Origin of the sequence: Streptomyces sp. NPDC006655 (genome assembly GCF_040703965.1) — a bacterium.
GTDB lineage: Bacteria > Actinomycetota > Actinomycetes > Streptomycetales > Streptomycetaceae > Streptomyces.
Window position 1 is genome coordinate 34955 of the sequence record NZ_JBEYJU010000040.1, and the last position, 13498, is coordinate 48452.

At 71.1% G+C, this 13498-nt stretch carries 14 protein-coding genes; 5 read left to right on the forward strand and 9 right to left on the reverse strand.

The window, feature by feature from the left end; genetic code table 11:
* Positions 1-10: 10 nt before the first annotated feature.
* From AB0958_RS23345 to AB0958_RS23375, 7 genes are all read right to left on the reverse strand, one after another.
* The gene (locus AB0958_RS23345) at positions 11-1357 is read right to left on the reverse strand and encodes a DNA cytosine methyltransferase (RefSeq protein WP_366892391.1); all 1347 of its coding nucleotides are present in this window, start codon (positions 1355-1357) and stop codon (positions 11-13) included.
* 11 nt (positions 1358-1368) lie between these two features.
* Entirely contained in the window at positions 1369-2364 is a 996-nt protein-coding gene (locus tag AB0958_RS23350) for a DNA cytosine methyltransferase (protein WP_366892392.1), read from the reverse strand.
* Complete coding sequence (locus AB0958_RS23355) at positions 2361-2762, reverse strand: very short patch repair endonuclease (RefSeq protein ID WP_366892393.1); 402 nt, start codon at positions 2760-2762, stop codon at positions 2361-2363. Before AB0958_RS23355 ends, AB0958_RS23350 begins: the two co-directional genes overlap by 4 nt.
* A gap of 570 nt (positions 2763-3332) precedes the next feature.
* Positions 3333-3746, reverse strand: coding sequence for an SgcJ/EcaC family oxidoreductase (locus tag AB0958_RS23360; protein ID WP_366892394.1), 414 nt, complete (start codon positions 3744-3746; stop codon positions 3333-3335).
* Between the two features lie 123 nt (positions 3747-3869).
* Positions 3870-4349, reverse strand: coding sequence for a MarR family transcriptional regulator (locus AB0958_RS23365; protein ID WP_366892395.1), 480 nt, complete (start codon positions 4347-4349; stop codon positions 3870-3872).
* A 202-nt stretch (positions 4350-4551) separates the two neighbouring features.
* Positions 4552-5565, reverse strand: a complete 1014-nt coding sequence (locus tag AB0958_RS23370; protein ID WP_366892396.1) for a hypothetical protein — start codon at positions 5563-5565, stop codon at positions 4552-4554.
* 150 nt (positions 5566-5715) lie between these two features.
* On the reverse strand, positions 5716-7188 hold the full coding sequence (locus tag AB0958_RS23375) for a beta-1,6-galactanase (protein WP_366892397.1): 1473 nt from the start codon (positions 7186-7188) through the stop codon (positions 5716-5718).
* 340 nt (positions 7189-7528) lie between these two features.
* Between AB0958_RS23375 and AB0958_RS23380 the strand changes: the two genes are divergently transcribed.
* From AB0958_RS23380 to AB0958_RS23395, 4 genes are all read left to right on the forward strand, one after another.
* On the forward strand, positions 7529-8257 hold the full coding sequence (locus AB0958_RS23380) for a class E sortase (protein WP_366892398.1): 729 nt from the start codon (positions 7529-7531) through the stop codon (positions 8255-8257).
* Between the two features lie 16 nt (positions 8258-8273).
* A complete protein-coding gene (locus AB0958_RS23385; RefSeq protein WP_366892399.1) occupies positions 8274-8594 on the forward strand; it encodes a DUF6412 domain-containing protein in 321 nt (106 codons plus the stop codon).
* A 97-nt stretch (positions 8595-8691) separates the two neighbouring features.
* Positions 8692-9426, forward strand: a complete 735-nt coding sequence (yidC, locus tag AB0958_RS23390) for a membrane protein insertase YidC (protein ID WP_366892400.1) — start codon at positions 8692-8694, stop codon at positions 9424-9426.
* Between the two features lie 141 nt (positions 9427-9567).
* Positions 9568-10425, forward strand: a complete 858-nt coding sequence (locus tag AB0958_RS23395; RefSeq protein ID WP_366892401.1) for a fumarylacetoacetate hydrolase family protein — start codon at positions 9568-9570, stop codon at positions 10423-10425.
* A gap of 98 nt (positions 10426-10523) precedes the next feature.
* Here AB0958_RS23395 and AB0958_RS23400 read toward each other — a convergent pair whose 3' ends face one another.
* Together AB0958_RS23400 and AB0958_RS23405 are read right to left on the reverse strand one after the other, a co-directional pair.
* The gene (locus AB0958_RS23400; protein ID WP_366892402.1) at positions 10524-11024 is read right to left on the reverse strand and encodes a heme-degrading domain-containing protein; all 501 of its coding nucleotides are present in this window, start codon (positions 11022-11024) and stop codon (positions 10524-10526) included.
* Positions 11024-12100 (reverse strand): Gfo/Idh/MocA family oxidoreductase, encoded by a 1077-nt coding sequence (locus AB0958_RS23405; RefSeq protein WP_366892403.1) that lies wholly within the window; start codon positions 12098-12100, stop codon positions 11024-11026. The genes AB0958_RS23400 and AB0958_RS23405 overlap by 1 nt, the downstream gene beginning before the upstream one ends.
* Positions 12101-12216: 116 nt before the next feature.
* Between AB0958_RS23405 and AB0958_RS23410 the strand changes: the two genes are divergently transcribed.
* Positions 12217-13341: an ROK family transcriptional regulator gene (locus AB0958_RS23410; RefSeq protein WP_366892432.1), complete on the forward strand. Its 1125-nt coding sequence runs from the start codon at positions 12217-12219 to the stop codon at positions 13339-13341.
* The last annotated feature ends 157 nt before the right edge of the window (positions 13342-13498 follow it).

Here is a 13498-nt window from a genome sequence, read left to right on the forward strand (position 1 = left end):
GGCGCTCGGCCTACTTCGTCGCCGCCTTCTTGGTCTTGCGTGGACGCACGGAAGAAGGCGGCGGCACCTGGTCCTTGGGCTGCGGACACCTGTCGGTGCAGTTGTCGGCGGCCCCGCAGCCGTTGCTTCGCAGCTTGGCCCGTTGCTCCTCGGTGGCCGGCTGCCACGGCTTCCTCAGCGACTCCGGGTCCGGCTGGGGGAGTCCGAGAGCGGAACTCAGCAGGTGCGCACCGAAAAGGGGCGGTACGGCGTTGCCGACCTGCTGCGCCTGCGCCGTACCGGACCACGGATAGTCCGGCGGAAAGCTCTGCAGCATCCCGGCCTCGTTCATGCTGAACCGCGGGCCCTCGTAGACGATCTTCTCGTTCAGGTGCTCGAAGACCACGAAGCGCGAGATGCGGCCGGTGACCGTGGTGGCGGGCTGTCGGTCGGTCCGCACTCCCCGCCTTCCCGGGATTCCCGAACTGCCGTAATTCGAGCGGACCAAGAAGGGAGTGACACGCCCCGGATGTGAGCCCACCGGGTCCGAGAGGGCGTCACGCATCGACCTCCACGGGAGCCTGGTTTCGTCGCTCTCCGACGTGCCGCCCTCGTCAAGGGTCGGCTGAAGGACCTGGTCGGCGGCGCTCGTCCCGTTGTTGCGGTTCCATTCCTTCGCATCGTAGGAACGATGTGTAGGGAAGGGGAGAGAGGGTGCGCCGAGGCCCTCGCGTCGAGCGATCAACACCGCGCGAGAACGCGTCTGCGGTACTCCGTAGGTCTCGGTGTCCAGAACGTCGACGACGACCTTGTATCTGGTCCCGTCGGGGAGCCCCGTCTCGGCCAGCACCTTGGCGTAGTGCTCCCACAGCGGAGCCACTGCCGGGACCTGCTCCAGGACGATCACATCGTACGGTCGGTTGTCGCGGTTGGGGCTCCGTGTTGCCTGGATCGCGTACCGGAGAGGTTCCAGGACCAGGGCGGTGCGTGGATCGGGGAGTCCCTTGAGTTCCTCGTCGATCTCCTTGTCGGAATCACCTGGCATCAGCCTGTCGATGTAGCCCTTGACCGTTTCCAAGGCCTGGCGCCCGGCACCGTGCCCGGCCACTGAGTACGTCTGGCACGGAGGGCCGCCGGCGAGCACGTTGATCTCCGGCGGCAACGACTCGAAGGCGTCCCTGCGTACTGCGCTCACATCGGCATGGAGGGTGTCCAGGCCGGCGGCGTACCGGGTCAGGCACGCGCCCTTGTCCCACTCGATACCGAGACTCGGGATGTCGAGCGAGTGACCTGCGACGTCCAGTCCTCCGGGACCTGCGAAGAGGTCCAGGATACGAGGCTGGTCGAGGATGGGCTTGTGGGACGCCGTGCTGGTCATGTGGCGGAAGTCTAGCCGGCCGAGGGGAATCGTGGATCCGGAATGAGCGTGGCGGCGACAGCCCGCCCCAGCGCTCTGCCCACGGGCGGTGGTGTCGCGTGGCCGATCTGGCGGTACCGAGCGGTCTTGCGCCCGGTGATCTCCCACGTCTCGGGAAAGCCTTGCAGCAGCGCCGCCTGCCTGGGCGTGATTTTCACCATGTGGTCTCTGCCGAGTTCGGGATCCCACACGAAGTTCGCGTCGGGAACCTCGTCACCCACGGTGTGACCGTTGACACCCATGGTCGCCCAGGTCTGCTTGGCTCCCGTCGGCCCCAGGTCCGCGCCGCCCCGGTTCTTCGAGCCGCCGACCAGGGTCGGAGCCGGTCGGTCGGCCTGCGCGGCCCAACGGGCGGCGTCCCGCCAACCGCGCGAGGCCATGGAGGGCTCCAGAACAGCACCGACCGTCATCGGTTGCTGCACTGTCGGTGTGGGTGGCCGGAACGCCCCGGCCCACTGGCGCGCGATGGCGACTAGGACGCCTTGCTTGCGGTTCTGGGGTACGCCGAAGTCGACGGCGTTCACTACGAACCAGCTGAACTCGTACCCGAGGTGTGCCAGTTCGGCTCGCGCGAAGTCACGAAACTGCTGGTAGGCGTCCGAGTGCGCGAGCCCGGGAACGTTCTCGATGAGTACCGCACGAGGCTTGATCGCATGGACCAGATAGACCGTGGCCCTCAGCAACTCTTCTTCGGCATGTGAATCCGCCCGTCCCACGGTCGCACTCGACTTCACCCGTGGCAGGCCGGCCGAGAGGAGATCCACGTCGTGGCTCACGGGGTGCTCGGCCGGGTCGAAGTCCAGCAGGTCGGTGTGGAGCACCTTCCAGTGCGGTCGGTTCGCCCGCAGAGTGCTGACGGCGAGTGCGTCGTCGTCCAGCAGCAGGCGCGGCTCGAAACCTGCCTGCTCCAGTCCGAGGGCGAGTCCACCGGCCCCGGAGCACACGTCGACGAAAGTCAGTCCACTCATTCTCTTCTCCCCCTGGTCCCTTCCGTCCGGCGCTGCTCCACAGCCGCTACCACCCGCGCGGCCACTTCCCCAGGAGCCTCGTGCTCCCAGAATCGCAGCACCGTCCAGCCTTCCGCGATCAGATGCTCGGTCGTCTCCCGGTCGCGGGCCATGTTCCGATCCAGCTTGCGGCGCCACCAGTCGGCGTTGGCCTTCGGATGAGTGGCGTGCTGAGGACAGCCGTGCCAGAAGCAGCCGTCGATGAGGACCGCGACCTTGGCCCGAGTGAAGGCCACGTCGATCCGTCGCCGGGGCATGCCCGGCACGGGGTACTCCACGCGATAGCGCAGTCCGGCCGCGTGCAACAACCGGCGCACGGCGAGCTCGGCCTCCGTGTCCTTGCTCACCTGCTTGCTCATGCGGGCGGAAACGGCAAGAGAGGAGGGGACGACGTTCGGCACGGGATCATCTTGCCGGCGTAGGCGGCTCGGCGTGTAGCCGGAGAAGGACTCGCGTCTCTGGAGCGGGCGTCATCGACAGAGTGGCCGCCCGCTTCTTTGGCAGTGTCGTGCCTCCGCGGCCCGCCTCAAGGGCGCTTCGCGTCGGCTTCGCCGATGGCCCTGCGGGCCACCCTTGACCCGGGCCGCTCCGGCACGGGGGAGAAGCGAGCGGGCGGCCCGGGGAAAGTGGGCGGCTTGGCGGGGTGTGCCATGAAGGTGGGCTGCGGGCTTGGCCCGGGTTGCGGGCGCGGTCGACCGTCCGGGGACGCCGGGTGGGGTGGCGGCTGCGGGTCGCTCGGGAAGGAGGCATGGGCGTGCGGTTTGACCGCAGGCCCGTCCGGAGGAGGCACTCGTCAGGCCCTGGCAGACTGCCGGCCACAGATCTTGGCCCGCCCGTGGTGGCCACGGTGACGTCGGCACACGCCCTGGTCGATGCGCTTGGCCGGCCGGCCGTGTTGCCGTGTCGAGATCAAGAACGGGTGCGGGCGGTCATCGGGAGCGGTAGGCGCGCTTGGACCGGCGACTCATTTCAGTGTTCTGGAACGCCACGCATTCCCAACGTCCGTCGCGGCGACGCAGTGTGAAGGTCTGGAACTTGTCCACATCGACCCGGCTGCCTTTGCCGATGCCGCCGACCGTGGTCACCACCGCCGTGGACTCGTCCGGCATTCGCACATCGATCGGCTTGACTGTCATGCGCGTGCCCTTCTGCCACCGGGTGAACACCTCGTGGTGTGTCTGCGCGATGGCGGCGCGCCCGAACATGGCATCTCCCATGAAGATCACGTATGAGGCGTCCTCGGCGAACTGCGCGGCATAGCGCGTCGCGTCACCCGCGTCCCAGGCCTGCCGGACCCGCTCAAGGAACTCCTCGACCGTGTCCCCGCTCTTGACCGTCATCATCGTCTCCCTTGGCGACGGGCCCTACAGGCGCCCAATCCGTTTCCACTGAAATTATTACAACCGAAACGGTATGGCAAGGCGCACCCCGTCGCTGGATCGAACAACCAGGCCGGAGGGGCCCGATCACCACACCCGAGCGGGCCGCGCCCCGGATTCAGCAGCGACGTTGGCATGGACGATCCCGAGCAGCCGACGCAGCTCGGCCTGGTCCTCCGCCGCCAGGCCCGCGGTCAGCCGCCGCTCCGAGGCGCCCGCGAGCCCGATCAGCTTCTCCAGCTCCACCCGGCCCTCCTCCCGCAGGCGCACCAGCTTCACCCGGGCGTCACTCGGCGACTCGCGCCGCTCCACCAGGCCCCTCTCGATGAGCAGCGACAGCAGCCCGACCAAGCGGCTGGCCGGGATACCGAGTGAGGAGGCAAGCTGCTGCTGCGAATGTTCCCCGCCGTCGCGCAACCCGCGCAGCACGGCGAAATGACGCGGATGCAAGTCCTCTTCGGCCAGGGCCGACTCAAATGCGAGAGCCGCCGCGTTGCCCACCGAAGCGATCAAGAAGCCGAGCGGCTCGTCCGCCCCGACTTTCCACGTAGCAGGTCCCTTCCTCATCCGAGAAACGTAACAGCAGCTGACCGTTCCCATCGAAACAGCCGGGCGGCTGGCTACTTCATCGGCGGGGGCTGCTCGGATGACCGGTTCAGCGATTTCACGGCGGGTCTGGTGGCGCAGCTCGTGTAGCGCCTGAGAGGCGTACGGCTGAAGTGGCCAGCCGGGGATTTGCCCGCGGCGGGCCACTTCGTTGAGGTCTCCTTTATGCGCCGTGGCAGGCGTCGTACGGCTGGGGCTGGCCGCACCAGCAGTCCGAGGTGCGTTGTGGGGGCCACGCTACGGCTCGGCCGCGGGCTGCCAGGGTCGTCGCGTACTGGGGGAGGAGGGTCGTGTCGGAGGGGGAGGAGCCCTCTGAGGCGGCGAAGGCCTCGTAGGAGGGGACCGTGCCGGTGACGATGCCCAGGTTGGGGGTGCCGGAGGTGGAGAGTTCGCGCAGCGAGGACTCTATGGTCGCGAGGTGCTCGGGGTGGGAGGGGTACTCGGCGGCCAGCTCGGGGTACGCCGACAGGAGCTCGGAGAGTTCTTCCGCCGGCCAGTGCAGGACCGCCACCGGGAAGGGGCGGGAGAGGGCCGCTCGGAAGGCGCCCAGTTCCGCCTGGAGGCGGGAGATTTCCGCTTCCAGCTCCGCCGGGTTGTCGGAGCCCAGGGACCACACGCGCTTGGGGTCGTGGAGTTCGTCCAGGGAAACGGGGGACGAGTGGAGGGTGTCCGCGCGGGCGTCCCAGTCGTCGTGGGGGAGGCCCAGCATGCGGCGGACCCGGTGGCGGCCGAAGAGGAGCGGGTGCGTGGCGTAGGGGGGCTCGGCGACGTCCGTGAGGAGGAGGGTGGCCGCCTCCGTGAACGTGTCGTGCGCCGCCTCCAGCTCGTCGTGGGCTTCTAGGGACTCGGCGACGATGACCCAGGGGGCCGGGTCCCGCGGGGGCGTGGCGCGGATGCCGTCGATGATCGCCCTGGCCTCCGCCTCGTGGTCGTACTCCCACAGGTTCGACGCCTTGAGGGCCCGGACGAGGGCCGCGTTCTCCAGGGCGTCCGGCGTGGCCAGCAGGCGGTCGTAGAGCGCGGTGGCGGCGGGGCGGGCGTCGGCCAGTTCCAGGTGGGCCGCGGCCCGGAGGAGGAGGGCTTCGGCGTCTTCGGGGTAGCGGTCGGCGGTCCGCTCCAGGCGTGCCGCTTCGGCGGTGTGGTCGACGACGTTCTCGGCAGGCGTGTCGGGGCGCATGGACGACACCGTACTGCCCGGCGGTGACAAAGGAGAGAGAGGGATGGAGAGAGGGAGGGAGGGGGAGTGGGCGGGTGCGGTGCAGGGGGAGGGGAGGGGAGGGTCTGGTGGGGTGGGGCCCCCTGCACCGGGGGCGGGCGGAGGTGCGGGTCAGATCGTCACGCCGTCTATCTGGAGGGTCTGTACCGCCTTCGCCGGCACCGACACCGCCACCGTCTTTCCGGAGACGTAGGTGTCCGAGTACGCCTTGTAGGCGTCGCCGCCCGTCGTCACCGTGTTCCAGCGGGGGACCAGGCCGCCGGTCCCGCCGGTCACCGTGGTGAAGCCGGAGAGGTTGAAGGTGAGGGTCTGGGCGGACGTGGCGGTGTTGAGGGCGACTATCACCAGGCGCTTGGCCGAGGAGTCGTAGGCCGCCACGGCGTTGCTCACGCCCGTGTCGAGGATCCTCATGCCGGGGCGGATGTGACGGCTGAACTGGGCCATCACGTAGTACTTGGTGGTGACCGCGCCCGCGGCCAGGGTGCTCGCGTCGTACGAGATCATCGCCCAGTTCGTGGACGGGTCCATGACCTGCCAGTAGACCCACGCGGTGGGGTGCAGCCAGCGGAAGTCGTAGAGGAGGTTGAAGGCCATGGTGTAGCCGGTGCCGTCGTTGTCGCCGGTCTCCGAGTTCCACAGGGCCTTGCCGGCCGTCGTGACGACGTCCGTGTACAGGAGGTCGCGGCGGCCGCCGGAGCCCTGGTAGCCGTGGACGTTCACGCGGTCCACGTAGCCCTTGGTGGTGGCGGAGAAGGCGCCCCAGGTGGTGCGGGCCAGGTCGTAGCTCGTCTCGTCCGATGCCGAGATCTTGGTGCCGGTCAGGCCCCTGCTGTTCAACTCGGACCGCAGGTAGGGGAGTACGGCCGCCTGGACGGTCGCGTCCATGTGGCAGCCCTCCTGGGTGCCGGTCGCCGTCCACCAGGAGGAGGACGGTTCGTTGAAGGCCTCCACCGTCGCGAAGTTCACGCCCCAGTGGTTCTTGGCGTACAGGGCGACCGAGGCGAGGTGGGAGGCGTGCTGGCGGTAGTTCCAGGACTGGAGGTTGTTGCCGCCGTCCGAGGCGCCCGACGGGTTGTGGTTCAGGCACATCCACCACATGGGGGAGTTGGCGAAGAGCTCGGCGGTGGCACCCCGGTTGACGGCCTTGACGAGCATCGCGCGCTGGGTCGCGTCCGCCGTCCAGTCCCAGGCCGAGGAGGTGGGGTCCTCGTTGTTCCAGTCCTGCCAGTAGCCCTCGATCTGCTTGAACGCGGGGATGTTGGCGGAGGCGACCATGCTCTCGCCGTTCACGGTGTTCCAGCTGCACGCGCCCAGGTTGTAGCGGGCGATGTTCAGGCCCAGGCCCGGGAGCGAAGTGCCGTTGTACGACGTCGACTTGGTGGTGAAGAAGATGTCGGCGAAGTCGTCGCGGGTGCCGAAGACGTTGCCCCACCAGGCGAGGGACGTGCCCCAGCCCTCCCAGGTGCCCCATGACGTCGACGGGCTGACGGTGATCGTCGCGTCGGCGCGGGCCGTGCCGGTGGCCAGGGCGCTGCCCAGGATGCCGCCTCCGGCGGCGGCCAGGAGTGTTCTGCGTCGGATCATGGCTGCTTCTCAACCTCTCCGTGCGGCTCAAACACCGGTTCCCGAACCGGCGTCGACTCGTCCCCCCGCATGCCAACACGAAGCATCAGGTGTGACGTGTGGGGTTGTCGAGGGTTGTGGCAGTGCTTTCTAAAAGCGGTGGAGGAAGGGGTTGGGGGGTGGGGTCGGGGCGGGACGTGCCGTGTCTCTGGTGACTTGGCCGCTGTCGTCCTATCGTGCGGGCCCGACCGGCGGGCTGCGGGGTGGCGGGAGGTGCGCGGTGCGGAGGGTCGTGGGGCACGGTGACCGGTGGTGGCGGGTGCGGCGACGGGGGGTGGGGCGACGGCGAGTGGGGCGGCGGGTGCTGTGGACCGGGGGTGAACTCCTCGTCACCGTGGGCGTGGTGCTGATGCTCCTGGTCGTGCACCAGCTGTGGTGGACCAACCGGGAGGCGAAGCAGGGGGCCGAGCGGAAGGTGCAGGCGCTGGAGCGGGAGTGGCGGGAGGGCGGCGGGACGAGCGTGCGGGGTGGCGCGGGCACGGGGCGTTCGGGGGGTGCGGAGGGTACGAAGGGTTCCGCGCCGGCCGCCGGGTCCGGCACCGGACGGCAGCGGACGGCGTACCCCACCCAGGTCGTCGCCTCCCAGGCGTACGCCGTCCTCGTCATCCCGCGGCTCGGCCTGCGCGTGCCGATCGCCGAGGGCGTCAGCAAGCCGAAGGTGCTCAACCACGGGTACGTCGGCCACTACCCCGGCACCCAACAGCCCGGCCAGGCCGGCAACTTCGCGCTCGCCGGGCACCGGAACACGCACGGCGAACCGTTCCGCTACCTCCCCCGGCTGCGGCGCGAGGACACGATCGAGGTCGAGACGGAGGCGGGGACCTACACCTACGTGGTCGACCAGATCCTGCCGCAGACGTCGTCCCTGGACTCCGGGGTCGTCCGGCCCGTACCGCGCTCGATCGTGAAACCGTCGTACGGGTACCGGGAGCCGGGGTACTACATCACGCTCACCACCTGCACGCCCGAGTTCACCTCGCGGTACCGGATGGTGGTGTGGGGGAAACTGGTCTCGTATAAAGTTCGGTGAGGAGAGGGGAGTTGACATGCGTGTGTACGGCCGTCGGGCCCTGGCCTCGCGTTCCGTCGCCCTGCTCCTGCTCGTGCTGTTCGATCTGCTGCTGCTCGACTCCGGCAGCCTCTTCACCACCGTCGCGCTCGCCGCGACCGCCGCCGTCGGCTCGGCCCTCGCCGTCAGCTGCCTGCTCGCCGCGCGCTCCGCGCCCGTCGTGCCGCCCACCCGGGTCCGTACGGCGATCCGCGACCGGGCCCGGCGCACGGCCTTCCTCGCGCAACGCGATCCGGACGCGAAGGGCCGCACCCGGCCGCGAGCACCCGGAATCCACCTCCAGGCGACCGCCGCGTAAGGCACCCGGAATCCGTTCCCGGTGACCCCGCGCGGGTCGTCATGCCGTCCCACCTCATCACCACGGCACGACGAGACCCCCTGGAGGGCTCCCACCCATGTCCGTTTTCGCCGGCCTGGTCGCGCATCTCGCCGACCTGCTCCAGCCGTTGTTCCACGCCTCCGCGGCCGCCGCCGCGATCGTCCTGTTCACCGCCCTCGTACGACTGCTCGTGCATCCCCTGTCCCGGGCCGCCGCCCGCGGCCAGCGCGCCCGGGCCGCGCTCCAGCCCAGGGTCGCCGAACTGCGCAGGAAGCACGGGAAGGACCAGCAAGCCCTGCAGAAGGCCGTGCTGGAGCTGCACGCCGAGGAGAAGGTGTCCCCGTTGTCCGGCTGTCTGCCGGGGCTGTTGCAGCTGCCCGCGTTCTTCCTCCTCTACCACCTCTTCTCCAACCGGACGATCGGCGGCGGGGACAACGGCCTGCTCGCGCACGACCTGCTGGGGGCTCCGCTCGGCGGACGGTGGGTCGATCTGCTGGGGGATGCCGGTGGCGGGGTGTTCGGGGGCGCGGGGCTGGTGTACGCGGTGCTGTTCGTCCTCGTCGCCGTCGTCGCCACCTTCAACTTCCTGCGGGCGAAGCGGACGGCGGTGCCGGGTGTCGGCGTCGGTGCGGGGGAGCAGCCGGCGCCGGGGGTGGAGGCGGCGCCGGGGGTGGCGGCGGTGACCAAGGTCGTGCCCTACCTGTCGTTCTTCACGCTCTTCACCGTGGCCGTGGTGCCGCTCGCCGCCGCGTTGTACGTGGTGACCAGTACCGCCTGGAGCGCGGTCGAGCGCGCGGTGCTGTACCGGTGAGAGGGTGAGGGAGCGGAGGGCTACGGTCCAGTACGTGAACAGGCTCTTGCCCGCTGTACGTGCATCTTGGAGGATCGACCAGTCCTCCGATGGCTGCACCCATCGGCCGGACGCTCGCTACCAAGGGAGACGGTGACGACCATGAAGCTGCTGCGAGTCGGTACGGCGGGGGCGGAGCGGCCCGCTCTGCTCGACGCCGAGGGGGTGCTGCGGGACCTGTCCGGTGTCGTGGACGACATCGACGGCGCGCTGCTCGCCGACGACGCCGCCCTCGGCCGGGTCCGGGCCGCCGCCGACGCCCGGGAGCTGCCCGCGCTCGACGCGACCGGGCTGCGGATCGGGCCGCCGCTGGGGCGGATCGGCAAGGTCGTGTGCATCGGGCTCAACTACCACGACCACGCCCGCGAGACCGGGGCCGAGCCGCCGGCCGAACCGGTCGTCTTCTTCAAGGCCGCGGACACGGTCGTCGGGCCGTACGACACCGTGCTGGTGCCGCGCGGATCGGTGAAGACCGACTGGGAGGTGGAGCTCGCCGTCGTCATCGGGCGCACCGCCCGCTACGTGGCCGACGACGAGGATCCGCTGGCGTACGTCGCCGGGTACGCCGTCGCGCACGACGTCTCCGAGCGGGAGTTCCAGATCGAGCGGGGCGGGACCTGGGACAAGGGGAAGAACTGCGAGACGTTCAATCCGCTGGGGCCGTGGCTGGTGACGGCGGACGAGGTGGGGGACCCGCAGGGGCTGTCGCTGAAGCTGTGGGTGAACGGGGAGCTGAAGCAGGACGGGACGACCGCCGAGCAGATCTTCTCGGTCGCCGAAGTCGTGCGGTACGTCAGTCAGTTCATGGTGCTGTACCCCGGGGACGTCATCAACACGGGGACGCCGGCGGGGGTTGCCATGGGGGCGCCTGAGCCGAAGCCGTTCCTTCGGGCTGGGGATGTGGTGGAGCTGGAGATCGAGGGGCTTGGGCGGCAGCGGCAGGAGTTCAAGGACGCCTGAGGGGTGGGGTGGGGATCTGCGCGGGCGGGTGCGGGTGGTCCGTGGTTGCTCGCGCAGTTCCCCGCGCCCCTTACGGGGCTGCTCCGGCCGAACGTGCTTTAAAGCTTCAGGTACGTCTCCAGGGCCTCCACCACGAAGCGGTGGTCCTGGAGTTGGGGGAGGCCTGAGACCGTGATGGAGCCGATCACGCCCACGTTCTCCACCGTGATCGGGAAGGAGCCGCCGTGGGCCGCGAACGCGTCGGGGTCCAGGCGGGAGGACTCCTCGAACGTCGTGCCCTTGGCCCGGAAGCGGGCTCCCACCAGGTAGGACGGTGCGCCGTAACGCTCCGCCACCCGGCGCTTGCGGGTGATCCAGGCGTCGTTGTCGGGGGTGGAGCCGGGCAGGGCGGCGTGGAAGAGCTGCTGGCCCGCGCGGTGGATGTCCACGGCCACCGGGGCCTGGCGCTCCCGTGCCATCTCCACCAGCAGGGAGCCCAGGGCCCACGCGTCGTCGTTCGTGAACTGCGGGAAGACCAGGCGGCGTTGCTGGGCCTCCAGCTCCTCGACCGACGGGGTGAGCTCGGGGGTGGACCGGGGGGTGATCTGCGGGTGGTGCATCAGAGGGTCACCGTCACTTTCTCGGCCGCCGAACGGCGGGCTGCTTCCAGTACGTCCAGGGCGGCGGCCGCCTCCAGCGCCGTCACCGGGTTGGCACCCTCGCCCCGCAGGGCCCGGGCCACGGCCGCGTAGTACGCGGGGTAGTCGCCGGGGAGGGTGGGGACGGCGCGGCCGCCGCCGGTGACCGGGGACTCGCCGGCGCCGATCCGGCCGTGCAGCGACTCCGGTTCGACGCCCCAGCCGTCCGAGGCGCCCGGGCGGTCGCCCTCGCGCAGGGCCGCCTCCTGCGGGTCCAGACCGTACTTGACGTACCCCGCCGTCGAGCCCAGCACCCGGAAACGCGGGCCGAGCTGGGCCGTCGTCGCCGAGACGTAGAGGTGGGAGCGGACGCCGTTCGCGTGGGTGAGGGCGATGAAGGTGTCGTCGTCGGTCTCGGCGCCGTCCCGGCGGACGACCGCCTCGGCGTACACCTCGGTGGCCGGGCCGAAGAGGGTCAGGGCCTGGTCGACGACGTGGCTGCCGAGGTCGTAGAGGAGACCTCCGATCTCTGCGGGGTCGCCGGACTCGCGCCAGCCGCCCTTGGGCTGCGGACGCCAGCGTTCGAAGCGGGACTCGAAGCGCCACACCTCGCCCAGGTCGCCGTCCGCCAGGAGCTTGCGCAGGGTCAGGAAGTCGTTGTCCCAGCGGCGGTTCTGGAAGACCGAGAGCAGCAGGCCGCGCTCCTCGGCGAGGGCGGCCAGGCCGCGGGCCTCGGCGGCGGTACCGGCGACCGGCTTGTCCACCACGACCGGGAGGCCCGCCTTGAGGGCGGTGGTCGCCAGCGGGACGTGGGTCTTGTTCGGGGAGGCGATGACGACCAGGTCGAGATCGTCGGCCCGGTCGAACAGGTCGTCCGGGGCGGCGACCGTCCGGACGCCGGTGAACTCGGCCTTCGCCTGTGCCTGCCGCTCGGGGTTCGAGGTGACCACCGTGTCCAGGGCGAGGCCCTCGGTGGCGGCGATCAGAGGGGCGTGGAAGACGGATCCGGCGAGACCGTAGCCGATGAGGCCGACGCGCAGGGGAGGGGCAGCTGTCATGCGTCCTACTTTCGCAACGCTGTTGCCTAAGTGCAAGTGGCGGGGAGAATGGGTCCGTGGACGAGACGACGAGCAGCACGGGGAGCACCGCTGTGCGAGGCGGTTCGCGAGGCGGCGTGCGGGGCGGCACGAGGGGCGGCGGGCCGGGCGGCGGGCCGGGGTCGGTCGGGGCGAATCTGCTCGCCGTGCGCAGCCACAACACCGCGCTGGTGCTGGACCTGCTGCGGACCGCCGGGAGCGGGGGCATCAGCCGGCTCGAACTGGCCGGGCGGACCGGGCTCACCCCCCAGGCCGTCAGCAAGATCACCGCTCGGCTGCGGGAGGAGGGCCTCGCGGCGGAGGCGGGGCGGCGGGCGTCCACGGGGGGCAAGCCGGCCACCGTGCTGCGGCTGGTGCCGGAGGCGGGGCACGCGGTGGGGGTGCATCTCGACCGCGACGAGCTGCGGGCGGTGCTGGTCGACCTCGACGGGAAGGTGGTGGCGGAGCGGCGCGCCGCACTGGACCTGGGGGCCGGGGCGGCGGCCGTGCTGGGCGCGCTCGCGGCGGTGGCCGGGGAGCTGATCGGGTACGGGGGCGACACGTTGCTCGGGGTCGGGGTGGCGGCGCCCGGGCCGCTCGACCACGTCCACGGGGTGCTGCACCGGGTCACCGGGTTCCCCGAGTGGGACGGGTTCCCGCTGCGGGACGCGCTCGCGGCGCGGCTGGGGGTGCCGGTGGTCGTCGACAAGGACACCAACGCGGCCGCCCTCGGGCTCGCGGTCGGCGGGGAGGGCGGTTCCTTCGCGTACGTGCACCTCGGTACGGGCCTCGGTGCCGGGCTGGTGATCGGCGGCAGTGTGCACCGGGGGCCGCGGACCGGGGCGGGGGAGCTCGGCCACCAGGTCATCCAGCTGGACGGGCCGCCCTGCCACTGTGGCAACCGCGGCTGTGTCGAGGCGCTGTGCCTGGCGGCGGTGGGCCGGGCCGAGCCGGAAGAGGCGGCGCGCGTCCTGGGCGCCGGGGCCGCGAACCTCGCCGGGCTGCTCGACATCGACCTCGTGCTGCTCGGCGGCCGCACGATCGCCGCCGCGCCGGAGACCTTCGTACGAGGGGTCGCCGCCGTCCTCGACGAACGCGCCCGGCGCGAGGGGCCCCTCGGCACCACCGTCCCCGTCCGCGTCGCCCCCGGCGGGGACCGCGCGGTCGCCGAGGGCGCGGCGCAGCTGCTCCTGGCGCCGCTCTTCGGCCGGGCGGACGGGTGAGCGGGCTGAGGTCGGAAGGGGGCCGGGGAGGCCGGGGCGCGTCGGGGGAGGAGGACGGCGGCCGGGGGTCCCCGGCCGGGGGCGGCGGCCGGAGGGACGGGGTGGGCCGGTCGAGGGGGGCGGCGGCCGGAGGGACGAGGTGGGCCGGTCGAGGGGG